The 23,043-nt window shown below is 33.6% G+C and carries 24 protein-coding genes; 8 read left to right on the top strand and 16 right to left on the bottom strand.

The features are described 5' to 3' along the window. The first annotated feature begins 35 nt into the window (after positions 1-35). From BMY96_RS13220 to BMY96_RS13210, 3 genes are all read left to right on the top strand, one after another. Positions 36-599 carry a carboxymuconolactone decarboxylase family protein gene (locus tag BMY96_RS13220; RefSeq protein ID WP_092852956.1) on the top strand — a complete coding sequence of 188 codons (564 nt, stop codon included), beginning with the start codon at positions 36-38 and terminating at the stop codon, positions 597-599. A 66-nt stretch (positions 600-665) separates the two neighbouring features. After that, positions 666-1,322: a DsbA family oxidoreductase gene (locus tag BMY96_RS13215; RefSeq protein WP_092852954.1), complete on the top strand. Its 657-nt coding sequence runs from the start codon at positions 666-668 to the stop codon at positions 1,320-1,322. A gap of 58 nt (positions 1,323-1,380) precedes the next feature. Next, on the top strand, positions 1,381-2,064 hold the full coding sequence (locus BMY96_RS13210; protein ID WP_092852952.1) for a haloacid dehalogenase type II: 684 nt from the start codon (positions 1,381-1,383) through the stop codon (positions 2,062-2,064). A 33-nt stretch (positions 2,065-2,097) separates the two neighbouring features. On the opposite strand, the gene BMY96_RS13205 is transcribed toward BMY96_RS13210, so the two are convergent. Continuing rightward, on the bottom strand, positions 2,098-2,769 hold the full coding sequence (locus BMY96_RS13205; protein WP_092852950.1) for a peptidoglycan DD-metalloendopeptidase family protein: 672 nt from the start codon (positions 2,767-2,769) through the stop codon (positions 2,098-2,100). A 94-nt stretch (positions 2,770-2,863) separates the two neighbouring features. Here BMY96_RS13205 and ttcA point away from each other — a divergent pair, with 94 nt between their 5' ends. Further along, positions 2,864-3,661, top strand: coding sequence for a tRNA 2-thiocytidine(32) synthetase TtcA (gene ttcA / locus BMY96_RS13200; RefSeq protein WP_092852948.1), 798 nt, complete (start codon positions 2,864-2,866; stop codon positions 3,659-3,661). 7 nt (positions 3,662-3,668) lie between these two features. On the opposite strand, the gene rimO is transcribed toward ttcA, so the two are convergent. Next, positions 3,669-4,976: a 30S ribosomal protein S12 methylthiotransferase RimO gene (gene rimO, locus BMY96_RS13195; RefSeq protein ID WP_092852946.1), complete on the bottom strand. Its 1,308-nt coding sequence runs from the start codon at positions 4,974-4,976 to the stop codon at positions 3,669-3,671. An 888-nt stretch (positions 4,977-5,864) separates the two neighbouring features. Between rimO and BMY96_RS13185 the strand changes: the two genes are divergently transcribed. Then, positions 5,865-6,938, top strand: a complete 1,074-nt coding sequence (locus BMY96_RS13185; protein ID WP_092852942.1) for a serine hydrolase domain-containing protein — start codon at positions 5,865-5,867, stop codon at positions 6,936-6,938. 87 nt (positions 6,939-7,025) lie between these two features. On the opposite strand, the gene ftsY is transcribed toward BMY96_RS13185, so the two are convergent. From ftsY to BMY96_RS13145, 8 genes are all read right to left on the bottom strand, one after another. Beyond that, entirely contained in the window at positions 7,026-8,000 is a 975-nt protein-coding gene (ftsY, locus tag BMY96_RS13180) for a signal recognition particle-docking protein FtsY (protein ID WP_092853093.1), read from the bottom strand. Positions 8,001-8,269: 269 nt separating this feature from the next. After that, on the bottom strand, positions 8,270-8,422 hold the full coding sequence (locus BMY96_RS13175) for a DUF4295 domain-containing protein (RefSeq protein ID WP_092852940.1): 153 nt from the start codon (positions 8,420-8,422) through the stop codon (positions 8,270-8,272). Positions 8,423-8,434: 12 nt separating this feature from the next. Further along, positions 8,435-8,617, bottom strand: a complete 183-nt coding sequence (gene rpmG / locus BMY96_RS13170) for a 50S ribosomal protein L33 (RefSeq protein WP_007648529.1) — start codon at positions 8,615-8,617, stop codon at positions 8,435-8,437. Between the two features lie 25 nt (positions 8,618-8,642). After that, entirely contained in the window at positions 8,643-8,879 is a 237-nt protein-coding gene (rpmB, locus tag BMY96_RS13165) for a 50S ribosomal protein L28 (RefSeq protein WP_092852938.1), read from the bottom strand. A gap of 82 nt (positions 8,880-8,961) precedes the next feature. Then, a complete protein-coding gene (locus tag BMY96_RS13160; protein WP_092852936.1) occupies positions 8,962-10,212 on the bottom strand; it encodes a competence/damage-inducible protein A in 1,251 nt (416 codons plus the stop codon). Beyond that, positions 10,212-10,553 carry an Hpt domain-containing protein gene (locus BMY96_RS13155; RefSeq protein ID WP_092852934.1) on the bottom strand — a complete coding sequence of 114 codons (342 nt, stop codon included), beginning with the start codon at positions 10,551-10,553 and terminating at the stop codon, positions 10,212-10,214. The genes BMY96_RS13160 and BMY96_RS13155 overlap by 1 nt, the downstream gene beginning before the upstream one ends. Then, positions 10,554-11,165, bottom strand: a complete 612-nt coding sequence (locus BMY96_RS13150) for a fumarylacetoacetate hydrolase family protein (protein ID WP_092852932.1) — start codon at positions 11,163-11,165, stop codon at positions 10,554-10,556. Between the two features lie 130 nt (positions 11,166-11,295). Then, positions 11,296-12,072 (bottom strand): 3'-5' exonuclease, encoded by a 777-nt coding sequence (locus BMY96_RS13145; protein WP_092852930.1) that lies wholly within the window; start codon positions 12,070-12,072, stop codon positions 11,296-11,298. A gap of 63 nt (positions 12,073-12,135) precedes the next feature. On the opposite strand from BMY96_RS13145, the gene BMY96_RS13140 reads away from it, so the two are divergent. Next, positions 12,136-12,786, top strand: a complete 651-nt coding sequence (locus tag BMY96_RS13140) for a thioredoxin domain-containing protein (RefSeq protein WP_092852928.1) — start codon at positions 12,136-12,138, stop codon at positions 12,784-12,786. 91 nt (positions 12,787-12,877) lie between these two features. Here the strand turns inward: BMY96_RS13140 and BMY96_RS13135 are convergent, their stop codons facing one another. From BMY96_RS13135 to recR, 4 genes are all read right to left on the bottom strand, one after another. After that, positions 12,878-13,630, bottom strand: coding sequence for a hypothetical protein (locus BMY96_RS13135; RefSeq protein WP_139205259.1), 753 nt, complete (start codon positions 13,628-13,630; stop codon positions 12,878-12,880). A gap of 52 nt (positions 13,631-13,682) precedes the next feature. Beyond that, positions 13,683-15,038 carry a dihydrolipoamide acetyltransferase family protein gene (locus BMY96_RS13130; RefSeq protein ID WP_092852924.1) on the bottom strand — a complete coding sequence of 452 codons (1,356 nt, stop codon included), beginning with the start codon at positions 15,036-15,038 and terminating at the stop codon, positions 13,683-13,685. Between the two features lie 85 nt (positions 15,039-15,123). Beyond that, positions 15,124-16,224 carry a glycosyltransferase family 2 protein gene (locus tag BMY96_RS13125; protein WP_092852922.1) on the bottom strand — a complete coding sequence of 367 codons (1,101 nt, stop codon included), beginning with the start codon at positions 16,222-16,224 and terminating at the stop codon, positions 15,124-15,126. A gap of 14 nt (positions 16,225-16,238) precedes the next feature. Beyond that, positions 16,239-16,856 (bottom strand): recombination mediator RecR, encoded by a 618-nt coding sequence (gene recR / locus BMY96_RS13120; protein WP_092852920.1) that lies wholly within the window; start codon positions 16,854-16,856, stop codon positions 16,239-16,241. Between the two features lie 182 nt (positions 16,857-17,038). Between recR and BMY96_RS13115 the strand changes: the two genes are divergently transcribed. Further along, the gene (locus tag BMY96_RS13115; RefSeq protein WP_092852918.1) at positions 17,039-18,493 is read left to right on the top strand and encodes a sodium:solute symporter; all 1,455 of its coding nucleotides are present in this window, start codon (positions 17,039-17,041) and stop codon (positions 18,491-18,493) included. On the opposite strand, the gene BMY96_RS13110 is transcribed toward BMY96_RS13115, so the two are convergent. Then, positions 18,470-18,832: a CoA-binding protein gene (locus tag BMY96_RS13110; RefSeq protein ID WP_092852916.1), complete on the bottom strand. Its 363-nt coding sequence runs from the start codon at positions 18,830-18,832 to the stop codon at positions 18,470-18,472. The genes BMY96_RS13115 and BMY96_RS13110 overlap by 24 nt on opposite strands. A 105-nt stretch (positions 18,833-18,937) precedes the next feature. Between BMY96_RS13110 and BMY96_RS13105 the strand changes: the two genes are divergently transcribed. Further along, positions 18,938-21,412 (top strand): TonB-dependent receptor, encoded by a 2,475-nt coding sequence (locus tag BMY96_RS13105; RefSeq protein ID WP_092852914.1) that lies wholly within the window; start codon positions 18,938-18,940, stop codon positions 21,410-21,412. A gap of 603 nt (positions 21,413-22,015) precedes the next feature. On the opposite strand, the gene BMY96_RS13100 is transcribed toward BMY96_RS13105, so the two are convergent. Then, the gene (locus BMY96_RS13100; protein WP_092852912.1) at positions 22,016-23,029 is read right to left on the bottom strand and encodes a 3-oxoacyl-ACP synthase III family protein; all 1,014 of its coding nucleotides are present in this window, start codon (positions 23,027-23,029) and stop codon (positions 22,016-22,018) included. Between the last annotated feature and the right edge of the window lie 14 nt (positions 23,030-23,043).

The raw sequence follows: 23,043 nt of genomic DNA, 5'->3' as shown, positions 1-23,043 counted from the left end.
TTAGAAATAATTAACATAAATATAAAATAAAAATTATGACAAGTTTAAAAATTCACGACATTGAAACGGCTCCAACAGAAGCAAAACCTTTATTAGAAAACTCTAAAAAAGCTTACGGGATGATACCCGGTTTACACGGCGTTTTAGCCAGTTCTCCACAAATTTTAAAAGCATACCAAATTATACATGAGCTATTTACTCAATCTTCATTTAACGAAGAGGAATTAACTGTGGTTTGGCAAACCATTAATGTAGAGCATGCATGTCATTATTGTGTTCCTGCACACACAGGTATTGCAAAAATGATGAAAATTGATGATGCTATTACCGAAGCTTTACGTAACGAAACACCTCTAGAAAGCTCGAAACTAGAAGCCTTACGTACTATGACTTTAACTATTGTTAGAAATCGTGGTAACGTATCGCAAGCAGATTTAGACACCTTTTACGCAGCTGGTTATGAAGAAAAACATGTTTTAGACATTATTTTAGGATTATCTCAAAAAACCATAAGTAACTATACAAACCATATTGCCAATACACCGGTAGATGCCTCATTTGAAAAATTTGCTTGGTCTAAAGAAAACGTAAACTCTTAATATTTTAAATTTGATTAATAGCAATAGACCTTCCGTATTTACGGGAGGTTTATTAATTTTAAGTTTATGAAAGAAAAATTAAAAATAGATATCGTATCAGACGTTGTATGTCCCTGGTGTACCATTGGCTATAAGCGTTTGGAAAAAGCCATAAAAGAATTAGGTATTGAAGACCAAATTGAAATTGAATGGCAGCCATTTGAATTGAATCCTAATATGCCCGCTGAAGGCCAAAATGTAACCGAACATATTACAGAAAAATATGGGGCTACTTTAGAACAGCAGAAGGAATCTCAACAACACATGACTGAAGTTGGCGCAGAACTCGGTTTTAAATTTGATTATTTTGACGACATGCGTATGGTAAATACCTTTAATGCTCATGTTTTATTAGAATATGCTAAAGCGTTTGGCAAGCAAACCGAATTAAAAATGACTCTAACTAAGGCGTTTTTTAGCGACCGTAAAGATGTGTCCGATAGAAATATTTTAAAAGAAGCCTTAATTAACGTAGGTTTAAATGCAGACGACGCATTAGCCCAATTAGATAATGAGGAAACACGTTACCAAATACGGCAAACACAAAACTATTGGAAAAACCTAGGTGTAAATTCGGTGCCAACGGTTGTTTTTAATCGAAAAAGTGCTGTTACCGGCGCGCAACCTATAGATACATTTAAGCAAGTGCTAAACGAGCTAATAGCGGAACAAGCTAATGCATAATATAATGAGCATTCGTATCTAATAGTAGCAGCTTGCAAAAACCTAAATAACGCATACTATGACACCTTTAAAACCTAAAGTGCTTTTTTTTGATGTAAACGAAACGCTTTTAGATCTATCTACTATGAAAAAACAGATTGGAGAAGCTTTAGGCGGTAAAGAGGAATTGCTCCCTTTGTGGTTTACAACCATGTTACAGTATTCGTTAGTGGTTTCGGCAAGTGGTACGTATCACTCTTTTGGACATATAGGTGCTGCTACACTGCAAATGGTAGCGGCAAACCATAACATTTCAATTTCTGAAAATGAGGCTCGGAACATTGTTACAGATTCTATGCAAAACCTACGGCCACACCACGAGGTTAAGGATGCTTTAGTTGATTTAAAAAAAGCAGGATACCAATTGGTTGCTTTTACAAACTCATCGCAAGATGGATTAAAAAACCAATTTAAAAATGTTGGATTAACGGATTATTTTGATGACATGCTTAGTGTTGAGCCTACCGGAAAATTTAAACCATTTACAGACACCTATCTTTGGGGAGCAAAACAAATGGACGTAAAACCAGAGGACTGTATGCTAATTGCAGCCCATGGTTGGGATGTTGCCGGTGCACTTTGGGCTGGTTGGCGCGCTGCTTTTGTAAACAGACCAGGACAACAAAGGTTTCCTTTAGCTCCAGAAACCGAAATAGTTGAAACAGATTTAAATAAAATTGCTAGTATTTTGGCCGCTTATTAGTAAAAACTCTTGCACTTTAATTTGAAGTCTAAATTAGCCTTTGATGCTTAGTAAAAGCTCCGGATTTGGACAGTTTTCTTTATAAAATTCCAAATCTTTTTTATTACAAACTCCGGGATAATCCCCTTTAAAGTCTCCTAAATCCTTAATAATTTGAAAATGCAAATGTGGCGGATAATCGCCATTTACAGAAGCATCACCAAGAGTTGCTATGGCTTCATTTTGTTTAAAAACGGTTCCAACTTTTAAGCTATTTATAGAAGCTAAACTTAAATGGCCATACAGCGTATAGAACACCGTGCCATTAAAATGGTGCTCCAAAATTATAGTTGGACCATAATCGCCATAATTGGTATTGTTATTAAAACTATGCACACGGCCATCTAAAGGTGCATAAATTGGTGTTTCTGCTGCACACCATAAATCAACACCTAAATGAATATTGCGTTCGCTCTCGGCTTGATTATTAAAATGAATACTGCGTTTATAAATGTTTCTAATTTCTAAATAACCACCGTAAGCCACTTCGGCCTGACCTTTCGATATTACACTATTAACATAATCTCCAAGCTTTTCGGCCGATGATACATCGATGGCATTTAGCTCATAATTGGATTCAGATAAATCTAACGGAATATATCTTGACGCCTCTATAACCTGTATTGGCTGCTCTCCTATTTTTTTAAGTACTTCTAAAAAACGCAATGGCTTATTATTTAGGTATTATTCAAAAGTAATAAAGAATTTCTTTAAGATTAAAATATTCCATATTATCCAATTAAATAATATTTTTGCACTCATGGAAAACAAGGAACAGGTTACAAAAAAATTACATCGTGCCGTTGGCGAAGCTATTAAAGAGTTTTCAATGATTGAAGATGGCGACTCTATTATGGTGTGTCTTTCTGGAGGAAAAGACAGTTATACGCTTTTACAAATGATGTTACATTTTCAAAAAGTAGCGCCAATATCCTTTAAAATTATAGCGGTTAACTTAGACCAAAAACAACCTGGTTTTCCTGAAGCTATTTTACCAACTTACTTAAGCCAGTTAGGAGTTGATTATAAAATAATAGAAAAAAACACCTATAAGGTGGTTATGGAAAAAACACCCGAAGGCAAAACAACTTGTAGCTTGTGTTCTAGATTACGTCGCGGTACATTATACGAAGCTGCCAAAGATTTAGGATGTAACAAATTAGCCTTAGGCCATCATAGAAACGATATTATAGAAACGTTTTTATTAAATTTCTTTTTTGCAGGAAAGCTGGAAACCATGCCACCAAAGTTTAAAAACGATGCAGGCGACTTAGTAGTTTTAAGACCTTTAGCCTTTTGCAAGGAAAGTGATATAGAAGTTTATTCGAACTACATGAATTTCCCAATAATTCCTTGTAATTTATGTGGCTCGCAAGAGAATTTACAACGTAAAAAGGTAAAACAAATGATTGCCGATTGGGAAACCGATTTTCCTGATAGAAGTTCTGTTATGATGCATGCACTACAAAACGTGTATCCATCTCATTTACTCGACAGAAACCTTTATAATTTTGATACCCTTGAAGAGACAACGGTAAAAGATGACACCTTTGTTTAAGGCGGTTTTACGCTGTTACTACTTCGGCATACAAATCAAAATCTTCGGCTTCAATAATTTTAACAGTTGTATATTCTCCAGTTTTAAGGTAGGTTTTAGTCGCATCAATTAAAACTTCGTTATCCACGTCTGGTGAGTCAAATTCGGTTCTACCAACAAAATAGTTACCTTCTTTTCTGTCGATAACTACCTTTAGCACTTGTCCAATTTTATGTTGATTCAACTCCCATGAGATTTGAGATTGAATTTCCATAATTTGATTTGCTCTTTCAATTTTAACGTCTTCCGGAACATCATCCTCTAAATTATAAGCATGTGTGTTTTCTTCATGCGAATAGGTAAAGCAGCCTAAACGTTCAAAACGCATATCTTTAACCCATTGCTTTAATTCTTGAAAATGTTCCTCAGTTTCACCAGGATATCCAACAATAAGCGTGGTTCTAATAGTCATTTCTGGCACTGCTTCTCTAAACTGAGAAATTAATTTTGTAGTTTTCTCTTTAGTTGTTCCGCGACGCATACTTTTAAGAATATCATCAGAAATATGCTGCAAAGGAATATCTAAATAGTTACAAACCTTATCCTCGCGTTTCATAACATCTAAAACATCTAAAGGAAAACCTGTAGGAAATGCGTAATGTAATCGAATCCACTCAATACCGTCTACCTTTACTAAAGCTTCTAATAATTCGGCTAAGTTTCGTTTTTTATATAAATCTAATCCGTAATAGGTTAAATCTTGAGCGATAAGAATTAATTCCTTTACGCCATTAGCTGCTAATTTCTCCGCTTCAATAACAATCTCTTCAATAGGTGTACTTCTGTGTTTCCCGCGCATGATAGGAATAGCACAAAACGAACATGGTCTGTCGCAACCTTCGGCAATTTTTAAATAGGCATAGTTTTTTGGAGTTGTTGTTAAACGCTCTCCAATAAGTTCGTGTTTATAATCGGCACCTAAAGCTTTTAAAAGTCCTGGCAACTCAGTGGTTCCAAAATACTCATCTACATTAGGGATTTCTTTTACTAAATCCGGCTTATAACGCTCACTTAAACAACCTGTTACAAAAACCTTATCTACTTCGCCTTCATCTTTTTTCTTAACATACTCAAGAATAGTATTTACACTTTCTTCCTTAGCATTATTTATAAATCCGCAGGTGTTTATTACAACAATATTCCCCTCTTCTTCGTGAGCAACATCCTTTCCATTGGCCTTTAATTGCCCCATTAACACTTCGCTGTCGTAAACATTTTTACTACAACCAAGGGTTACTACATTAATTTTGTTCTTCTTAAGAGTTTTTGTGCGCATAGCTTAAAATTAGTGCGCAAAGATAACAAATGATTTGAAGAGTAAACTACCTTATTGATTATCTATTAGTATAGATTTTTTTTGAATAAAAACAGAGTTGCGTAAGTAATTTATTATATTTACCAGTAAATTGTCCCAAACAATGTTTATACATAACAAAAAAGTACTAGTCGTAGCCACGCTACTCCTTTTAGTAAATGTAGTACTTACTCTTTTTAGCAAGACCATTAAACTACCTTTTTTAAACATAATTAATACGGCTGCTATGTTCCTCTTTTTTTTGCCCTACGCTAAAAAAAAATATGCCTTTTTATTAGGGTTTAGTTTTTTACTCCTTAGTTCGTTTTGCTTTTGGGATTACGAGAATTCTATTTTAAGATTGGGACTTCATACTTTTAGAAGTATAGCAAATATTTTCTTTATTATACATATTTACCCAAAACAAAAAATATTATTACATAATAAGTTTGAACTATATCCCATAATAACTATTGTAGTACTCTTAAACCTATATGTTATTTACAATATAAATGATTTAGTTAATTACTATACGGGTGTAATAAAATATAGTAGTGTAGGTATATTTAGTCTAGGTATATCGCATATACTATTAGCCACTCTTACCTTTTTATTTCATTATACAACAGACAAGATTCCTAAATACTTCATGCTATTCGTTGCTTTGTACATAGTATCAGATATTTTTAATATTTTAGGGTATAGCTTTAAATTTTGTTGGTTTTACGTTTTAAATCGGATTCTTTACATTTTAAGTTTATACTTTTTAATTTGTCACGCGCACAATTTAACGAAAACAACTAAAAATAACTGCGATGTATTAAGTCCTTAATTAATGCTAATAACGTTATTTAACTAACTTAAAAAAAAATGAAATTAACTTACTATCTTATTATCATTATAACTGTTTTAAATAGCTGCTCTAGAAATTCTAAAGAGATTACTGAGACCGAAACACATCAAAAAGAGCTGTACTTCCCTGAAATTAATAGTGTATATTGGGAAAGCACAACCACTTCTATATTGAATTGGAACACAAATAATCTAATACCGCTACTCGATTTTTTAGAAGAAAAAAACACTAAAAGTTTTATGATTCTGCATAAGGGAAAAATTGTTTTAGAAGAATACATGAACGACCATAGTAACACGAAATCATGGTATTGGGGAAGTGCAGGAAAAACCTTAACTACTGCCGTTACCGGAATTGCTCAAGATGAAGGATTAATACATATAGAGCAAAAAGTTTCTAATTATTTAGGAACAGGATGGACTAGTGCCACCACAGCACAAGAAAATTTAATTACATGTAAACACTTGCTATCTATGAATTCTGGTTTGGATGATAGGTTGGGTGATGGTGTATCGCCAGATAACTTACAATACCTCACCGATGCGGGTTCACGTTGGGCCTACCACAATGTATATGTAAAATTGCAAGATGTTATTGCTAGTGCTAGTAACCAAGAATGGTCTAAATATTTTAACACCAAACTAAGAGACAAAATTGGTATGACTGGGCAATGGACTAATTTAGGCGACCTAAGTGTATATTGGAGTAATACAAGAAGTATGGCCCGCTTTGGTCTATTAATTGCTGCCCAAGGCAAATGGGGAGATACTCAAATTATACCTCAAGATTTTTTAAGTGAGGCTACAAATACTTCTCAAAATATAAATAAAGCTTATGGTTACATGTGGTGGTTAAATGGTAAAGACAGCTATCATTTACCTGCTTCGCAAATTGAATTTAATGGCACACTCATACCAAATGCACCAGATGATATGTATGCTGCTTTAGGTAAAAATGACCAGAAAATTTATATTGTACCTAGTAAAGACCTTGTAATAATACGCATGGGAGAAGCGGCAGACGAGGATAATTTTGCATTATCTAATTTTGATAATGACTTATGGGCGAAAATTAATGCCTTAATTGACTAAGCTTTAAAGTACTTAACTTTTATAGTGCCAATGTAAATATAATAGTATCAAAAAAAAAAATCCCGCCTTGGCGGGATTGACTTTATATTATTTGAAAAACGAATCGACAAACTCGAATTTATTAAAAACCTGAAGATCTTCAATACCCTCTCCAACACCAATATATTTTACAGGAATTTTAAATTGGTCTGATATACCAATTACAACACCACCTTTGGCAGTACCATCTAATTTTGTAACTGCTAAAGCTGTTACCTCAGTTGCTGCTGTAAACTGTTTTGCTTGCTCGAATGCGTTTTGACCGGTAGAACCATCTAAAACCAATAAAACATCGTGTGGTGCATCGCCAACCACTTTTTGCATAACGCGCTTAACTTTACTAAGCTCGTTCATTAGGTTTATTTTATTATGTAAACGTCCAGCGGTATCTATTATAATAACATCGGCATCTTGGTTTACTCCAGACTCTAAAGCATCGAAAGCAACAGAAGCAGGGTCACTACCCATTTCTTGTCTTACCATAGGTACATCTACGCGATCTGCCCATACTTGAAGCTGATCTATAGCTGCGGCTCTAAACGTATCGGCTGCACCTAAAACTACTTTTAAGCCTTGCTTTTTAAATTGATAAGCCAATTTACCAATAGTTGTGGTTTTACCAACTCCATTTACACCTACCACCATTAATACATAAGGTGTTTTACTTCCGTTGGCTTGTTTTGGTAAATTAGGTATTGTGTATTCGGTTTCTTCGCCAGAATTTGTTTCGCTTAATAATCCTGCAATTTCTTCGCGTAGAATTTTATTTAGTTCGTCGGTACCTAAGTATTTATCTTTTGATACGCGAGCTTCAATACGTTCTATAACTTTTAGAGTTGTATTTACACCTACATCGCTAGATACTAATACCTCTTCAAGATTATCTAAAACATCATCATCTACCTTAGATTTTCCTGCTACAGCTTTACTTAGTTTACCTAAAAAGCTGGTTTTAGTTTTCTCTAACCCTTTATCTAGGGTTTCTTTTTTTTCTGAAGAAAATATTTTTTTAAAAAAACTCATTTTTCTTGTTGGTTGGTTAATATTAACTACAAAGTGCGTTAGGGATTGCAGCGACATCCTTTTGCTTTTTTCGCAAAAGATATAGCGGAAAGCCCGACCCTTGTGGTAACGCCCTAAAAATTAAAGTCAATTACCTTACCATAAATTAATACCTGTTATTATGGCAGTAGATTCCCGATTACTCGGAAATGAAAACTTTAAACCAAATATAAAATAAAAAAGCCGCTTTCGTATAGAAAGCAGCTTATAATATCTTGAAACAATGTATATTACTTTTTAGCTAAAAAGTCGTTTACTTGTTCTGGATTCATTATAGATTCAACAAACATGTAAGCTCCTGTTTTTGGAGACTTAACCATTTTTATTGCTTTTGTTAATCTTTTAGATCCTGTTTGTAATGATGCTACTGATTTCTTTGCCATGATCTATTTTTTTTACTTGATTTCTTTATGAACTGTCATACGTTTAAGAATAGGATTAAATTTTTTAATCTCCATTCTGTCTGGCGTATTCTTTTTATTTTTAGTTGTAATATATCTTGAAGTTCCTGGTTGTCCAGACTCTTTGTGCTCTGTGCACTCTAAGATTACTTGTATTCTATTGCCTTTCTTTGCCATGTCTTTTTCTTATTAAATACAGCTATTATTTTAAAAATCCTTTAGATTTTGCATCTTTAATTGCTGCAGAAATTCCTATTTTGTTGATAGTTTTTAACGCAGATGTAGAAACCTTTAAAGTTATCCAGCTGTCTTCTTCTGGAATGTAAAAACGTTTCTTAACTAAATTCGCATGAAACTTGCGTTTAGTTTTGTTCATTGCATGAGACACATTGTTACCAACCATGGCCTTCTTTCCTGTAAGTTCACAAACTCTTGACATTGTATATAACTTTAAATTCTTTGTTGCTTAAAATCGAGGTGCAAATATATAAAATCTTTATAATCTGACAACCATATTTTTATCAATTTTTAAAAATTTCTTTTAGCATCATTTCTAAAGCCTTATTTACGGCTTTATTTATAACCTTTATTCTAGAATTTCCGAAGTTAAATCCCTCTGAGTATACTCCTGTTTTACTAGCAATAGCAACGAATACCGTTCCAACCTCTGCATCGGACTCTCCTTTTGTAGGGCCTGCATTTCCTGTTGTTGCAATGGCGTAATCTGATTGAAATAATTGCTGTGCATTTTTTGCCATGGCCTCGGCGACCTGAAAACTGACTACCGAATGGGCATCGATTTCTGCTTTTGAAACCTTTAATATGTTAATTTTAGATTCGGTAGCGTATGTTACTATACCGCCTTTAAAAAAAGCCGATGCTCCAGAATGTGTTGTAAATCTTTCGGCAACCGCTCCACCAGTACAGCTTTCTGCAATGGCTAAGGTTTTACCAAGCTTAGTTAATTGTTTAGCTATAACCACTTCTACAGAGCCATCCTCATCTTCTAACCCAGCATATTCCTTTTGTATTAAAGGTATAACCTTATCTATTTGCTCTTGTACTTCTTGTTTTAACTGAGCTTCGTTATATCCAGTTGTAGATAAACGTAAACGCATTTTCCCTAAATTAGGTAGGTATGCTAGTTTAATGTGTTTTGGTAAAGCATCTTCCCAAGCTTCTATTCTTGCTGCTAATGCACTTTCACCTAAGCCGTAAACCAATAATGTTTTGTGTAATATAAAAGGACAGTTGTATTTAACTTTTAATTTAGGAACAACTTGATGCTCTATTAAGGCCTCCATTTCGTATGGTACGCCAGGTAAAGATATAAACACTTTGTTTCCTTTTTCCAGCCACATACCTGGAGCTGTACCTAACTTATTCATTAAAACCTTGGCCTTACTTGGCACAAAGGCTTGATCTTTATTTACTTGAAGTAACTGCGTTCTTACGTGTTGTTTCCAAATGTTTTCGATATTATCTAAAACCGATTGATCTCTAACCAAGGTATCATTAAAGTACTCGGCTATGGTTTTTTTGGTTATATCGTCTTTTGTTGGGCCTAATCCGCCTGTACATATTATTATATCTACTCTACTTTCGGCATCGGCTAAGGCTTGTAATATATGTGCCTTATCATCTTGAATGGAAGTAATTTGAAATACAGAAACACCTATTTTATTAAGCTGTTTGGCCATAAAAGCCGAATTGGTATCTATAACTTGCCCAATTAAAAGCTCATCACCTATCGTGATTATTTCTGCCTTCATTATAATTTAAAATCAGATTTCATTTCGGCACTAGCTTTATTTACTGCCGTAAGTACAATGTTTAACTGCTCGGTAATATCCTCGTCGGTTTTAGTAAACTTTCCCCAATCTTGCACTTCAATTAATTTATCTAGCACACCAAGTTCAAACAAATCGACCGTAGGTTTCATTTTATGTGCTGCTTGGTAGGCTTCTTGATAATCTTTTACAGCCACAGCATTCTTTAAACGTTCGGCATCAATAGGAACTTCTTCTAAAAAAGCTTCGGCTAAAGCAGCAACAAAACTTTCGTCGTTATCCGCTAATTCACGTACCCTAAATAATTTATAATGTAGTTCCATTTATTTTACAGTTATTGAAAACATTTCTTGATCTTCTATAAAACCAGTTAACTTATCGTTGGCAAAAACTTGGCCAACTCCTGCTGGTGTGCCTGTAAATATAACATCTCCTATCTTTAAAGTGAAATATTTTGACACATATTCTATTAATTCATCAATTTTCCAAAGCATATGGCTTGTATTTCCATTTTGTACAAAATCTTCATTCTTTTTTAAAGAAAATTGAAAATTGTTAATATTGGTTACCTCCTTTTTATCAATCCATTTACCAATTACCGCAGCGCCATCAAAAGCTTTTGCTTTCTCCCAAGGTAAACCCTTAGCCTTTAATGTGCTTTGTAAATCGCGAGCGGTAAAGTCAATACCCAAACTAATTTCGTTATAATATTTACCTGCAAATTTTTTATCAATATGCTTCCCTACTCTATTAATTTTAACCAAAACCTCAACTTCATAATGTACATCATCGGAAAAATCTGGAATAAAAAACGGCTGCTTTTTTAACAGAATAGCTGTGTCTGGTTTTAAAAACACCACAGGATCTGTTGGTTTATCGTTTTGTAGCTCCTTTATATGATCGGTATAATTTCTACCTATGCAAATTAGTTTCATGTATTTTTAAATTTATTTTAGGCGCCTGCCCGCAGGCAGGTTACCCTAAAAGTATCGGGCTGTGGGCTTTCAACTGCAATACGTAACGCGGATAAGATTACCACAGTTCCTTACTCTTACAAAGTCTTTATTAACCCAATTTATTATTAAAACTTCTAAGCTTTATAGCTGTTAGCACCTTTTTAGTATACAACGGAAAATCGGCATTTAGTAACCAACCAAAATATCCTGGTTCTTTCTCTAAAACTTCGGTAACTAATTTTCCTTTATGTTTTCCGAAAGAAAAACACTCTACACCTTCCTTATTATAGGCAATAAAACCTGCAAAATCTGCAAACTTTTTTCGAGAACTAAACTCTGCTAAAAACTTGGTGTCGTTTTCTAGGTCATCGTATCTATCTAATTGTGCTTTTAAAACCTCGTAAGTCGCTTTGGTATCTGCTTCTGCACTATGGGCATTTTCTAAACTTTCATTGCAATAAAACTTGTAAGCAGCACTTAGCGTACGTTGTTCCATTTTATGAAAAATAGTTTGAACATCAACTGCCAAAGTACTTTTCATATCGAAATCTATTCCGGCACGTAACATTTCTTCTGCCAATAACGGAATATCAAAACGATTAGAATTAAAGCCTCCTAAATCGGAATCTTTAATCATATTATAAATATCCTTAGCTAGGACCTTAAAAGTAGGCTCGTTTGCCACTCTTTCATTGGAAACGCCATGAATAGCCACAACCTCATCGGGTATTACCATTTCTGGGTTTACCAACCATGTTTTACTTTCTTCGGTGCCATTAGGAAATACTTTTAATATAGAAATTTCTACTATACGGTCTTTGGTTATGTTGATTCCTGTGGTTTCTAAGTCGAAAAAACAGATGGGTCTTTTTAGGTTTAATTGCATTACTTTTATGGTATGTTTATTGCAAATATAATTTTTTAAAATTTGTTTAATTTTGCATTACCTATGAAATTGAAATTTAATCACTTCTTTTTAGTTATACTCATTTTTTTAACATCTTTTTTAGGCTTTGCTCAAGGTGCAAATCCTGAAAATGTTACGCTTGTGGAAAAGCAAAATGGAAAACGCTTAGAACTATATGCAAAAAACACAGATACTATTCCTTATGTGGTATTCTTGCGGGTCACTACTAATGACTTTAGACGAAGTAGTAACCGACCTGTATTAAAACCTGTAAGCGCTAACAGCGAAGTCCATTTGCTAACTCTTATTAAACTAGCTGGCTCTGAGGGGAATTACGAAAAACAATTTATTGTAAATGAAGTAAGTACAAATTTAAAGTTTAGAAAGGACGACGACGATATGCAAATAAATTTTGATACCGCCTTAAAAACCGCAAACATAACCTTATTTGAATCTGACGCTTGCGAAATTTGCGAAGACACTAAATTATTATTTAACAATAACAAAGTAGCCTATAACTTAAAGGCTATTAATAATGACCAAGATTTACTTTTAAAAGCGCTTAAAAACAATGGACAATCAATAGAAAACATACAACGAGATGTATTTGTTTTAAAAATTGAAGATGCCATTTACAGAGGAATAAGTACTAAAAAAGAACTTTTAGAAGCTTTAAAAAACCACATAGAATAAATTATTAAACTTCAACAAGGCTAATAACCCCTCACTTATAGCGTTGTCTATTTTACTAGAAAAAGAGATTATCTTTACCCATTAATTACTCTCAATCTTCATTTAAGAATTCGATTTCACGCAAAAACTCTGTTTTATGAGTGCCCCATTTATGTTTTGCTATTAATGAAGCATAGTCATACTTAGAACTACAGTATTGAACGTAGAACTCCCCATTTGGCTGTATAATTACAATGTTAGACACCGTATTAAATTTCTTAAAAAAACCTTTAATAAATTGATTTTTATCCAAGTACCATTCTAAACCCTTTTCTTCCAAAGGAAAGCCTTCGTTTTTAGCATAAAGATGCAGTACACTTAGTTCTTCATTCTTTTTTCTATGATACTTAATGCATTGCTTATAACCATACATGATAGCGCTGTAATTTTGTGCATGCATATGACCAGAAACGCCAAGGGTTAAATCTAAATTACCGGCATTATGGTATTTAAGCAATTTATAAGTATTATTTAAGCTATCAAATTTATATACGGGTGTTCTATTAGGGTAATCTTTGGGATTCTTTAAAGTATTTGTGTAATGAATGACTATGGTTTTTGTGGTATCTAATTTATAATTAGATGACAAAAAATTAAAAAGACGCTCTTTGGAGATAAGAGGCATTTTATCATACATATAATTTAACCTCAGTGTTTGCAAAACCAACGTATCCGAGGAATACCTTGTTCCACTATAAATTGAGGATTGCTCTTTGGTATAGAATTTTATTTTTGAAACAGGGTTGTCAAGTTCGTCTAAGTAAATGGTATCAGATTGAGAAAATGCCTTTACGTAGCAAAACATGGTTGCTAGCAAAAAAAACAAAAATCCAAAATTAATTTTAGTTAGCATTAACTCAAATCTCTCTATTAACATCCCAAGCCTCAAGATAATCTGCTACAGCCTTTACAAACATGCCGCCTAATGCGCCATTTACCACACGATGATCGTAAGAATGTGACAAGTACATTTTGTAACGAATACCAATAAAATCGCCTTCTGGAGTTTCAATAACTGCAGGGACTTTTCTAATAGCTCCTAATGCTAAAATACCAACTTGAGGTTGGTTAATTATTGGAGTACCCATAATACTACCAAAAGTACCCACATTTGTAACTGTGTATGTACCACCCTGAGTATCATCTGGTTTTAATTTACCTATTCTAGCTCTATTTGCTAAATCGTTAACCTGCTTTGTCATACCAACCAAATTTAGCTGATCGGCATTTTTAATAACAGGAACTATTAAATTTCCATCTGGTAAAGCCGCAGCCATACCAAGATTAATGTTCTTCTTTTTAATGATTTTATCGTCTTGAAAAGAAATATTCATCATTGGAAAATCTCGCAAAGCCTTGGCAATAGCTTCCATAAAAATAGGCGTAAATGTTAAATTCTCGCCTTCACGTTTCATAAAGTCGTCTTTAACTTTCTTTCTCCAATTCCAAATATTGGTAACATCGGCTTCAATAAAACTTTGCACATGAGCCGAAGTCTTTATAGACTCAACCATATGGTGTGCAATAAGCTTACCCATTCTAGACATTTGTATAATTTCGTCTTCTCCGCTAGGTATTACTGCAGGTTGTTTTACAGCTTTAGACTCTACTTGCTTAGGTTGTTCTATCTTCGCTGTAGATGTTATAGGTGTTTCAATTTTAGCAGTATTATTTTGTTGTCCTGCTCCTTTAATTGTTATGTAATCTAAAATATCATTTTTAGTAACTCGAGCATCTTTTCCTGTTCCAGTAATACCATCTAATTCCGCTTGCGAAATACCTTCGGCCTTGGCAATATTTTTAACCAACGGCGAGTAAAAACGATCGCCACTTGATACTACAGCCGGAGCCACAGTTTCTTTGGCTACGGTTAAAACCTCTTCTAATTCTGCTACAACTACTTTTTCATTATCATCTAAGGCTTCAACGCTCTCTTCACCGTTAAGGTTTTCGTTAGCATGAGTATCTTCACCTTCAGTTTCAATAATCGCTAAAACTTGGCCTACTTGAACAATATCGTCTACATTAAAAAAACGCTCAACCAAAACACCATCAACTTCACTTGGTACTTCACTATCTACTTTATCGGTTGCTATTTCCAATACAGGATCGTCCATATCGATAGTATCACCAACTTCTTTTAACCAAGATGTTACGGTTGCTTCTGCAACACTCTCTCCCATTTTTGGTAATCTAAGCTCAAACTTTGCCATATCAATAACGTAATGCTTATTTTTAATTTTTATTTTACAAAATTATCAAAAAAAATAACAAATTGCCTTATAATATACAATAAAACTAGTTAAAACTAATAACTTCACCTCTACTCATTCCATCATCGCTCCCTATAATAAAATTAGAATTATTAGGTAATATTTTAAAAGTGACCGATTTGTCTAATCTATTGCTCTCGATAAAATTAATAATTGTTTTAAAACTTAAAACATTAGCATCGAAAATTACTTCAGATTCTTTAATAATATTTTTTAAGTCGGATCTTAAAAGGACATCTTTTTCTAAAACAGATTCCAAACCTTCATTAATTTTATCTGATATAAAAACATATTTATAAACCCGTTTAATTTTTTTTATATGTTGCTTTCTAAAGAAATAAACAATATAAATACCTCCCCAAACAAAAAGGTCGAATAGCATATTTTTTTTAAAGTGCTTCTTATAAAAAATCTGCATTGCTCCATAAAATCGTCGCGCATAGTTTTTATCTTTTAAAGTACTTTCGCCTTTAAAATGCAGAATGGTAGTATCTCCGTAATAATAATTAACATAGCCTTTTTTTAAGGCTTTGTAAGAGATATCTATGTCTTCGCCATACATAAAATAGTCTTCATCGAAGCCTTTAATATCTCTATATACAGCGCGCTTTAAAAACATAAACGCCCCAACTAGTATTTCTACTTCACTAACCTCATTTTGTTTTATATTAGTAGCATAATAGTCCTCTGAATTACCAAGCATTTTTTTAAAGGACGCCATAACATAAGGTATTTTACGCTTACTTTCTGGCAAAAACAAACCGCTTCCATTAATTAATTTACAACCTACAATACCCATTTTTCTTTTAGTTTCAGAAAAAGCTAATAACTTTGTAAACGTATCTTCGGCTACTACAGTATCTGGATTTAATATACACAAATATTCGCCTTTTGCTACAGAAACTCCTATATTATTACCTTTAGAAAATCCCACGTTTTCTTTATTTTCAAGAAGAGTTACATTGGAAAATTTGGATTTAACCATTTGGCAACTATGGTCTGTAGAGTTATTATCTACTACAATAATTTCGGCATCGATATTTGAAATTGCAGCCTCAACACTTCTAAGACATAATTCCAAAAAACATTTTACATTATAATTTAATATAACTATTGAGAGTTTCAAATTTTAGTTTCAGTTTATAGTTTAATTGAAGATTCAAACGGAATACGATTTACTATACTTCGTCCTAAGGTAATTTCATCGGCATACTCCAACTCATCTCCAACCGAAATCCCTCTGGCTATGGTTGAAGTTGTTATACCAAAATCCTTAATTTGCTTAAATATATAAAAATTAGTGGTATCTCCTTCCATTGTAGAACTTAATGCAAAAATAAGCTCGCTAATTTCTTCTTCTTTTACTTTTTTCACTAATGATGCTATATTTAATTGATGCGGGCCAATACCATCCATAGGAGATATTTTGCCTCCTAAAACATGATAAACCCCTCTAAAAGAACTTGTGTTTTCAATAGCCATTACATCTCTTATATCTTCTACTACGCATATAACATCTTTATTACGCTTAGGGTTTGCACATATTTCACAAAGTTCAACATCGCTTATATTATGGCAACATTTACAGAATTTAACATCGCTTCGCATAGTTTGTAATGCTTCAGACAAGGCTAAAGTTTGCTCTTTAGGCTGCCTTAACATATGTAAAACCAAACGCAAAGCTGTACGCTTACCTATACCTGGTAGCTGCGACATTTCGTTTACAGCACGTTCTAAAAGCTTCGAAGAAAATTCCATACCTGCGAAATTAATATTTAGCCATGAATTTCGCTAATTTTAACCTTCACTTTTAAAATATTACTTGTTATTTATACATTTTATATTAAACACAATTAAAGTAATATAGGCCCCATAAAACGTAAAAACCCTTTTTTCAATTTATATTTGTAAATTAAAAACTTAAAAAATCCTTTTTTACAATGACGGCTACCCAAATTATGCTTCTAATTGCAGCTTATTTTGTTGTTCTAATCTTAATCTCATATTTTACTGGTAAAGAAGATAGCAACGAAGCCTTTTTTAAGGCTAACAAATCGGCGCCATGGTATTTAGTTGCTTTTGGAATGATAGGGGCTTCATTATCTGGAGTTACCTTTATTTCGGTGCCTGGAATGATTGAAGGACAACAATTTGCTTATATGCAGGGCGTTCTTGGTTTTTTTGTAGGGTATTTATTTATATTATTTGTTCTGCTACCAATTTATTACAAACTTAATGTTACGTCTATTTACCAGTATTTAGAGCAACGTTTTGGGGTAATAAGTTATAAAACCGGTGCTTTTTTCTTTTTATTATCGCGTGTTACAGGCGCTTCGTTTAGACTATTTCTAGTAGCCCTAGCCATGCAATACATTGTTTTTGAAAACATTGGTGTTCCGTTTTGGGCTACTGTAGTAATATCCATTCTTTTAATTTGGGTTTATACCAATAGAGGTGGTATAAAAACGATTGTTTGGACAGATACCTTACAAACTCTAGCTATGCTAACCTCGGTAAGTGTTGCTGTTTTTTTAATAACCGATAAATTAGATTGGACCTATATTGATTTTTTAAGCTCGCCGGAGTTTTCTGCCAAAGGAAAAATTTTCTTTTTTGACGACGCTAATGCGACAACGTACTTCTGGAAATATTTTATTGGTGGTATTTTTATAGCCATTGCCATGACTGGTTTAGACCAAGATATGATGCAAAAAAATCTAACCTGTAAAACACCTACCGAAGCCAAGAAAAACATGTTTACCATGGCTACGCTACTTATATTTGTAAACTTTTTATTTTTATCTCTTGGTGCCTTATTATTTATTTATGCCGATAAATTTGGGTTGCAAGTACCTGTAGTTGATGGCAGAGTAAGAACCGATCTATTATTTCCTGAAATAGCCATGAATCAAAATTTGGGCGCAGCTTTAAGCGTTACTTTTATTATAGGATTAATAGCTGCCGCATACTCTAGTGCAGATAGCGCATTAACCTCTTTAACCACATCGTTTTCTGTTGATTTTTTAAACATTGAAAAACTACCAACAGAAGCCCAAAAACCACTACGTAAAAAGGTACACATTGGCGTTTCCATTTTACTAATAATTGTGGTTATTATTTTTAATAGCCTAGAAGGGAATGTAGTAAGCAACCTATTTAAGTTTGCCACATTTACTTATGGGCCGTTACTTGGCTTATTTGCATTTGGCATTCTTACCAATTACCAAATTAAAGATAAATATGTTTGGCTTGTTGGGTTAGCGTCCATACTCATAACATTTGGATTAACCTCTTTACCGGCAAGTGTTATAGGACATTATAAATTTCATTGGGAAATTTTACCAATAAATGGCTTAATAACTTTTTTAGGTTTAATATTGATTCGTAGAAAGTAACACCAAGGTACAGGCTACTTCAAAAGCTATATTATTTGCCTTTAAAATGTTATATAACTCTGGGTTTTCCGTACCAGGATTAAATATTACACGACTGGGTTTTAAAGACACGATATAATCGTAGTATTCTTGTTGTCGTGCTGGGTTTAAATACAAGGTAACCGAATGCACATTCTTGTATGGTATTAAATCGGTATCTATTTCTACGCCAGCCACTTCCCCTTTACGTAAACCAAAGGCAACTACCTCTATATTATTTGAAACCAATCGCTTAATAGCCATATTGGAATACCTTTGTGGTTTTAATGATGCCCCAAGCACCAGTGTTTTTTTATTCATAAATCTTTAAACTGTTAAAAGACTGTTAATTTCACCTCATTACGGTAACAGAACTTGATTTTTGCCGTCTTCTAAGAAACATCAATCAAAAATCAAACCACCATTATGAGACCACTAATTTATTTGTGTGCTATTTTATTTTCCATTTCCATAGCACAAGCCAAAACAACAGATCCCAAAATTGATAAAACAGGAACCGTATTTGGTACTGTATTAGACGCCACTTTACAGCAACCCTTACCGTATGTAAATATTATAATTAAAGATACAAAAAACGCTAACATTACTGGAGGTATAAGTTTAGACGATGGTACATTTACTATAAGCCAAGTACCCGAAGGAGACATTATTGTAAGCATACAATACATTGGCTATAAAACAGTAAATAAAACTATTACCATTGGCAAAAACAAGTACAATGTTAACTTAGGTACTATTTTACTTGAAGAAGCTGCCGAAGGTTTAGACGCTGTTACTGTAGTAGCCGAGGTATCGACCATTCAACAAAAGGTAGACCGAAAAGTAATTACCGTTGGAAAAGATTTAACTACCGCCGGAACAAACGCAAGCGATATTATGAATAATATTCCTTCGGTTAGTATCGATCAACAATCCGGAAACATTAGCTTACGTGGTAACGAAAATGTACGCGTTATGGTTGATGGCAAATTAAGCAACGTGCCTATTGCACAGCTTTTAAAACAAATTCCGTCTACATCCATTAAAGAAATTGAATTAATTACAAATCCCTCGGCTAAATATAATCCTGAAGGCATGAGTGGTATAATTAATATTAAATTACATAAAAACACAAAAATTGGTTTTAATGGTAACCTTAATGTAGGATTAACGCATGAGGTATTTGCAAAATTTAATAGCTCTATAGATATGAATTACAGAAATGGTAAATTCAATTTTTATGGAAACTACGGAAATAACGTAGGTAAATACGATAATTTTGGGTCGATACTGCGTTTGGATGATAATTCCATGCAAAACTTTAAATTTTTAAACAGTGGAACATCGCATTTATATAAAGTTGGGGTCGATTTTTATGTGAATGATAAAAACACACTTTCATTTTTTACCAACCAAAATATTTATAACGGTAATAATTCTGGAAGCGCCATAATAAACTACCCATCGCTTACACAAAGTCAATTATTTAATAATACTTCGGGTAATAATTCTGGACAATATAACTTAGCCTACAAGCACGAATTTACAGATGAAAACGAAACCTTAGATATTGAAATTGATTACAACGATTTTGAAAGCGACGAACTTGCCAATTTTAATTTCTTTAATTTTGATTTCCCTAATAACTATGTTGATAATGTGGACACACAACGCCAACAAACCACAGTAAATATTGACTACGTAAAACCTGTAAACGACAAAACCAAAATTGAAGCAGGCCTTGAAGCTCGCTTATTTAACACCAATATCGACTACACCTCTACAGGGCAAACGTTTTCTAGCGAAGGCGACATTATACCCACACCAAGTACCGGTTTTGATTATAATAGAGACATATACTCGGCATACTTTACCTACGGAAAAACATTGGAAAAATGGAACTATCAAGTTGGTATTAGAGGAGAACAGGTTAACGTAAACGCCGATGCTTTAAAAACATTTAGCGATGCTAGCACAGAATTTATTCCTTTTGAAAATGATTATTTTCAAATATACCCTTCGGCATTTATAACTTACAACCCAACCGAAAAGAACTCCTATCAATTAAGTTTTAGTCGTCGTGTAGACCGCCCAGGATTACAGCAGGTAAACCCAATTAGAGAGTGGAGCACACCACGTTTATCGTCGTTTGGAAATACCAAATTGCAACCTCAATTTACAAACTCTCTTGAAACAAATTATACAAGACAATTAAAAAAAGGTAGTATAACTGCAGGTGTTTTTTACAGAATTATTGAAGACAATATTAATAGATATGTTTTTATAGATAGAACCAATATAACCTCTGGAAATTCAAATTTATCTTATGATAATTTTGATAACACCACAGCATATGGTTTTGAGTTATCTACAAATTACCGACCAACCAAATGGTGGAGCTTAAATGGTAGTTTTGATTTGTACTCGCAAAAGCAACAAGGTATTATAGAGGTTTTAAATACCGACGATATACAAAATGCAACCGTAGATGATATTTTGGAGCAAAACAACGAGGTTGAAACTATTATTTGGAATGTAAGAGCCTTTAACAATTTTAAAGTATCGAAAAAATTAAGTTTTTCATTATTTGCCATGTATAGAGGCGAAGAGGAAAGTCTTCAATTTACTAGAGAACCTATGTATATGGTTAATACAGGTATGCGCTATAACTTTTTAGAAGATAACAGAGCTACACTTAGTTTTAATTATAACGACATTTTTAACACCATGAAATTCGAATTTGAAGGCAGCACACCATTTCCTAATATTGGCGGATTTAATTGGGAAAGCAACACCTGGAATGTAGCGTTATCGTACAGATTTGGTGGTAATAACTACAGTGCCTTAAAAAGAAAACAAAGAGAAAACGACACCAAATCTGGAGGTGGCGGCTATATGTAATAATTACATTTAATAATCTGTATAATAATTGATGGTTAGTATTTTTGTACGATTATTAAATAAAAGCCCTTAAACATTTAGTTTAGGGGTTTTGTTTTTTTAAGTGTATATTTTTAAAATGTTAAAAAAAATTGTTAAAATTTGAAAATCAGAACAATAACACACAATATTTTTACGTTAAACGTATAATATGTAATCTAACCAATTAGCGAAAACGTAATTATTTTTAGAGTTAGTCGTCTACAAAAAACATATTCGTAGTTTAAGATGCATATAATTAAAGCTCGAAACCTGTTTCGAGTTTTTTTATCACAGGAAGTAAAAAACCGAATAAAAATAAAACTTTGTAATATTTTTACAAATAAAACGTCCAACTACCATATAATTCTTCATTTAAGTGTTAATTGGAGTTGATTAATAGCTAGAAAAACCCGAAACTAAATGTTTCGGGTTTTTTGATTTTATATTTATAGATAAGTTTTACCTTGGCATAGATGCTTGTTTTTGGCGGATAATGCGTTAGGGATTGAGCATTTGTTGGAGCTCCTCGCAGAGAGCGACTTGCGAAAGCCCGACCCTTGTGGTAACGCCCAATGTTTTATTTTAGGCCCATTTTATAATGGCACTTCCCCATGTAAAGCCACTACCAAAGGCGGCTAAAACCACGTTATCGCCTTCTTTTATTTTGCCTTCTTCCCAAGCTTCGGTTAGTGCAATAATAATAGATGCGGCTGTTGTATTACCGTATTTCATAATATTATTAAACACTTGGTCGTCGCGCAAACCAAATTTCTTTTGTATAAACTGCGCTATACGCAGGTTGGCTTGATGCGGAATTAACATATCGATATCCTCCTTTTGCAAGTTATTTTTTGTTAAACCCTCTACAATAACCTCGCTAAAACGTACCACGGCATTTTTAAACACAAATTGGCCATTCATGTGAGGAAAATAACTCTCATCGTTAGGATCGTTATCTGCTATAATATCGTTTACCCAGCGTTTCCCCATGCCTGGAGCTACTAATACCAACTCTTCGGCATGTTCGCCTTGCGAGTGTAAATGCGTAGATAAAATACCTTTTGTATTATCCTCTTCTCTACTTAAAATGGCAGCTCCTGCCCCATCGCCAAAAATTACAGTAACACCACGGCCTCGTGTGGTTTTATCCAATCCGTGAGAGTGCAATTCGCTACCAATAACTAATATGTTTTTATACATACCGGTTTTTATAAAATTATCTGCCACCGAAATAGCGTATACAAAGCCAGAACATTGGTTTCTAACATCTAAAGCGCCAATGGTTTTAATATCTAAAGCATGTTGTACTTGCACTCCTGGTCCAGGGAAATACATATCTGGACTTAAGGTTGCAAAGATTATAAAATCGATATCGTCTTTATCTATTCCTGCGCGCTCTATGGCTTGTTTTGCTGCCTTAACACCCATTGTTGCTGTTGTATCTCCAGAGCCTTCTTTTACCCAACGACGTTCTTTTATACCAGTGCGCTCGGTAATCCACTCATCATTAGTATCCATCATTTTAGATAAATCATGGTTTGTTACCACATTATCTGGAACGTACTTACCTAGCCCTATTATTTTTGAATTGTACATATGTTATTTTCTTA

The organism is Algibacter pectinivorans, assembly GCF_900112595.1.
Classification (GTDB): domain Bacteria; phylum Bacteroidota; class Bacteroidia; order Flavobacteriales; family Flavobacteriaceae; genus Algibacter_B; species Algibacter_B pectinivorans.
The sequence above is the reverse complement of the archived record's forward strand: the minus strand, read 5'-3'. Positions and strand labels throughout refer to the sequence as shown.

What these genes read in the sequence shown, in the direction of transcription:
- BMY96_RS13220 (WP_092852956.1), top strand. Translation starts at nt 36, where the DNA reads ATGACAAGTTTAAAAATTCACGACATTGAAACGGCTCCAACAGAAGCA.
- BMY96_RS13215 (WP_092852954.1), top strand. Translation starts at nt 666, where the DNA reads ATGAAAGAAAAATTAAAAATAGATATCGTATCAGACGTTGTATGTCCC.
- BMY96_RS13210 (WP_092852952.1), top strand. Translation starts at nt 1,381, where the DNA reads ATGACACCTTTAAAACCTAAAGTGCTTTTTTTTGATGTAAACGAAACG.
- ttcA (WP_092852948.1), top strand. Translation starts at nt 2,864, where the DNA reads ATGGAAAACAAGGAACAGGTTACAAAAAAATTACATCGTGCCGTTGGC.
- rimO (WP_092852946.1), bottom strand. Translation starts at nt 4,976, where the DNA reads ATGCGCACAAAAACTCTTAAGAAGAACAAAATTAATGTAGTAACCCTT.
- BMY96_RS13185 (WP_092852942.1), top strand. Translation starts at nt 5,865, where the DNA reads ATGAAATTAACTTACTATCTTATTATCATTATAACTGTTTTAAATAGC.
- ftsY (WP_092853093.1), bottom strand. Translation starts at nt 8,000, where the DNA reads ATGAGTTTTTTTAAAAAAATATTTTCTTCAGAAAAAAAAGAAACCCTA.
- BMY96_RS13175 (WP_092852940.1), bottom strand. Translation starts at nt 8,422, where the DNA reads ATGGCAAAGAAATCAGTAGCATCATTACAAACAGGATCTAAAAGATTA.
- rpmG (WP_007648529.1), bottom strand. Translation starts at nt 8,617, where the DNA reads ATGGCAAAGAAAGGCAATAGAATACAAGTAATCTTAGAGTGCACAGAG.
- rpmB (WP_092852938.1), bottom strand. Translation starts at nt 8,879, where the DNA reads ATGTCAAGAGTTTGTGAACTTACAGGAAAGAAGGCCATGGTTGGTAAC.
- BMY96_RS13160 (WP_092852936.1), bottom strand. Translation starts at nt 10,212, where the DNA reads ATGAAGGCAGAAATAATCACGATAGGTGATGAGCTTTTAATTGGGCAA.
- BMY96_RS13155 (WP_092852934.1), bottom strand. Translation starts at nt 10,553, where the DNA reads ATGGAACTACATTATAAATTATTTAGGGTACGTGAATTAGCGGATAAC.
- BMY96_RS13150 (WP_092852932.1), bottom strand. Translation starts at nt 11,165, where the DNA reads ATGAAACTAATTTGCATAGGTAGAAATTATACCGATCATATAAAGGAG.
- BMY96_RS13145 (WP_092852930.1), bottom strand. Translation starts at nt 12,072, where the DNA reads ATGCAATTAAACCTAAAAAGACCCATCTGTTTTTTCGACTTAGAAACC.
- BMY96_RS13140 (WP_092852928.1), top strand. Translation starts at nt 12,136, where the DNA reads ATGAAATTGAAATTTAATCACTTCTTTTTAGTTATACTCATTTTTTTA.
- BMY96_RS13135 (WP_139205259.1), bottom strand. Translation starts at nt 13,630, where the DNA reads ATGTTTTGCTACGTAAAGGCATTTTCTCAATCTGATACCATTTACTTA.
- BMY96_RS13130 (WP_092852924.1), bottom strand. Translation starts at nt 15,038, where the DNA reads ATGGCAAAGTTTGAGCTTAGATTACCAAAAATGGGAGAGAGTGTTGCA.
- recR (WP_092852920.1), bottom strand. Translation starts at nt 16,856, where the DNA reads ATGGAATTTTCTTCGAAGCTTTTAGAACGTGCTGTAAACGAAATGTCG.
- BMY96_RS13115 (WP_092852918.1), top strand. Translation starts at nt 17,039, where the DNA reads ATGACGGCTACCCAAATTATGCTTCTAATTGCAGCTTATTTTGTTGTT.
- BMY96_RS13110 (WP_092852916.1), bottom strand. Translation starts at nt 18,832, where the DNA reads ATGAATAAAAAAACACTGGTGCTTGGGGCATCATTAAAACCACAAAGG.
- BMY96_RS13105 (WP_092852914.1), top strand. Translation starts at nt 18,938, where the DNA reads ATGAGACCACTAATTTATTTGTGTGCTATTTTATTTTCCATTTCCATA.
- BMY96_RS13100 (WP_092852912.1), bottom strand. Translation starts at nt 23,029, where the DNA reads ATGTACAATTCAAAAATAATAGGGCTAGGTAAGTACGTTCCAGATAAT.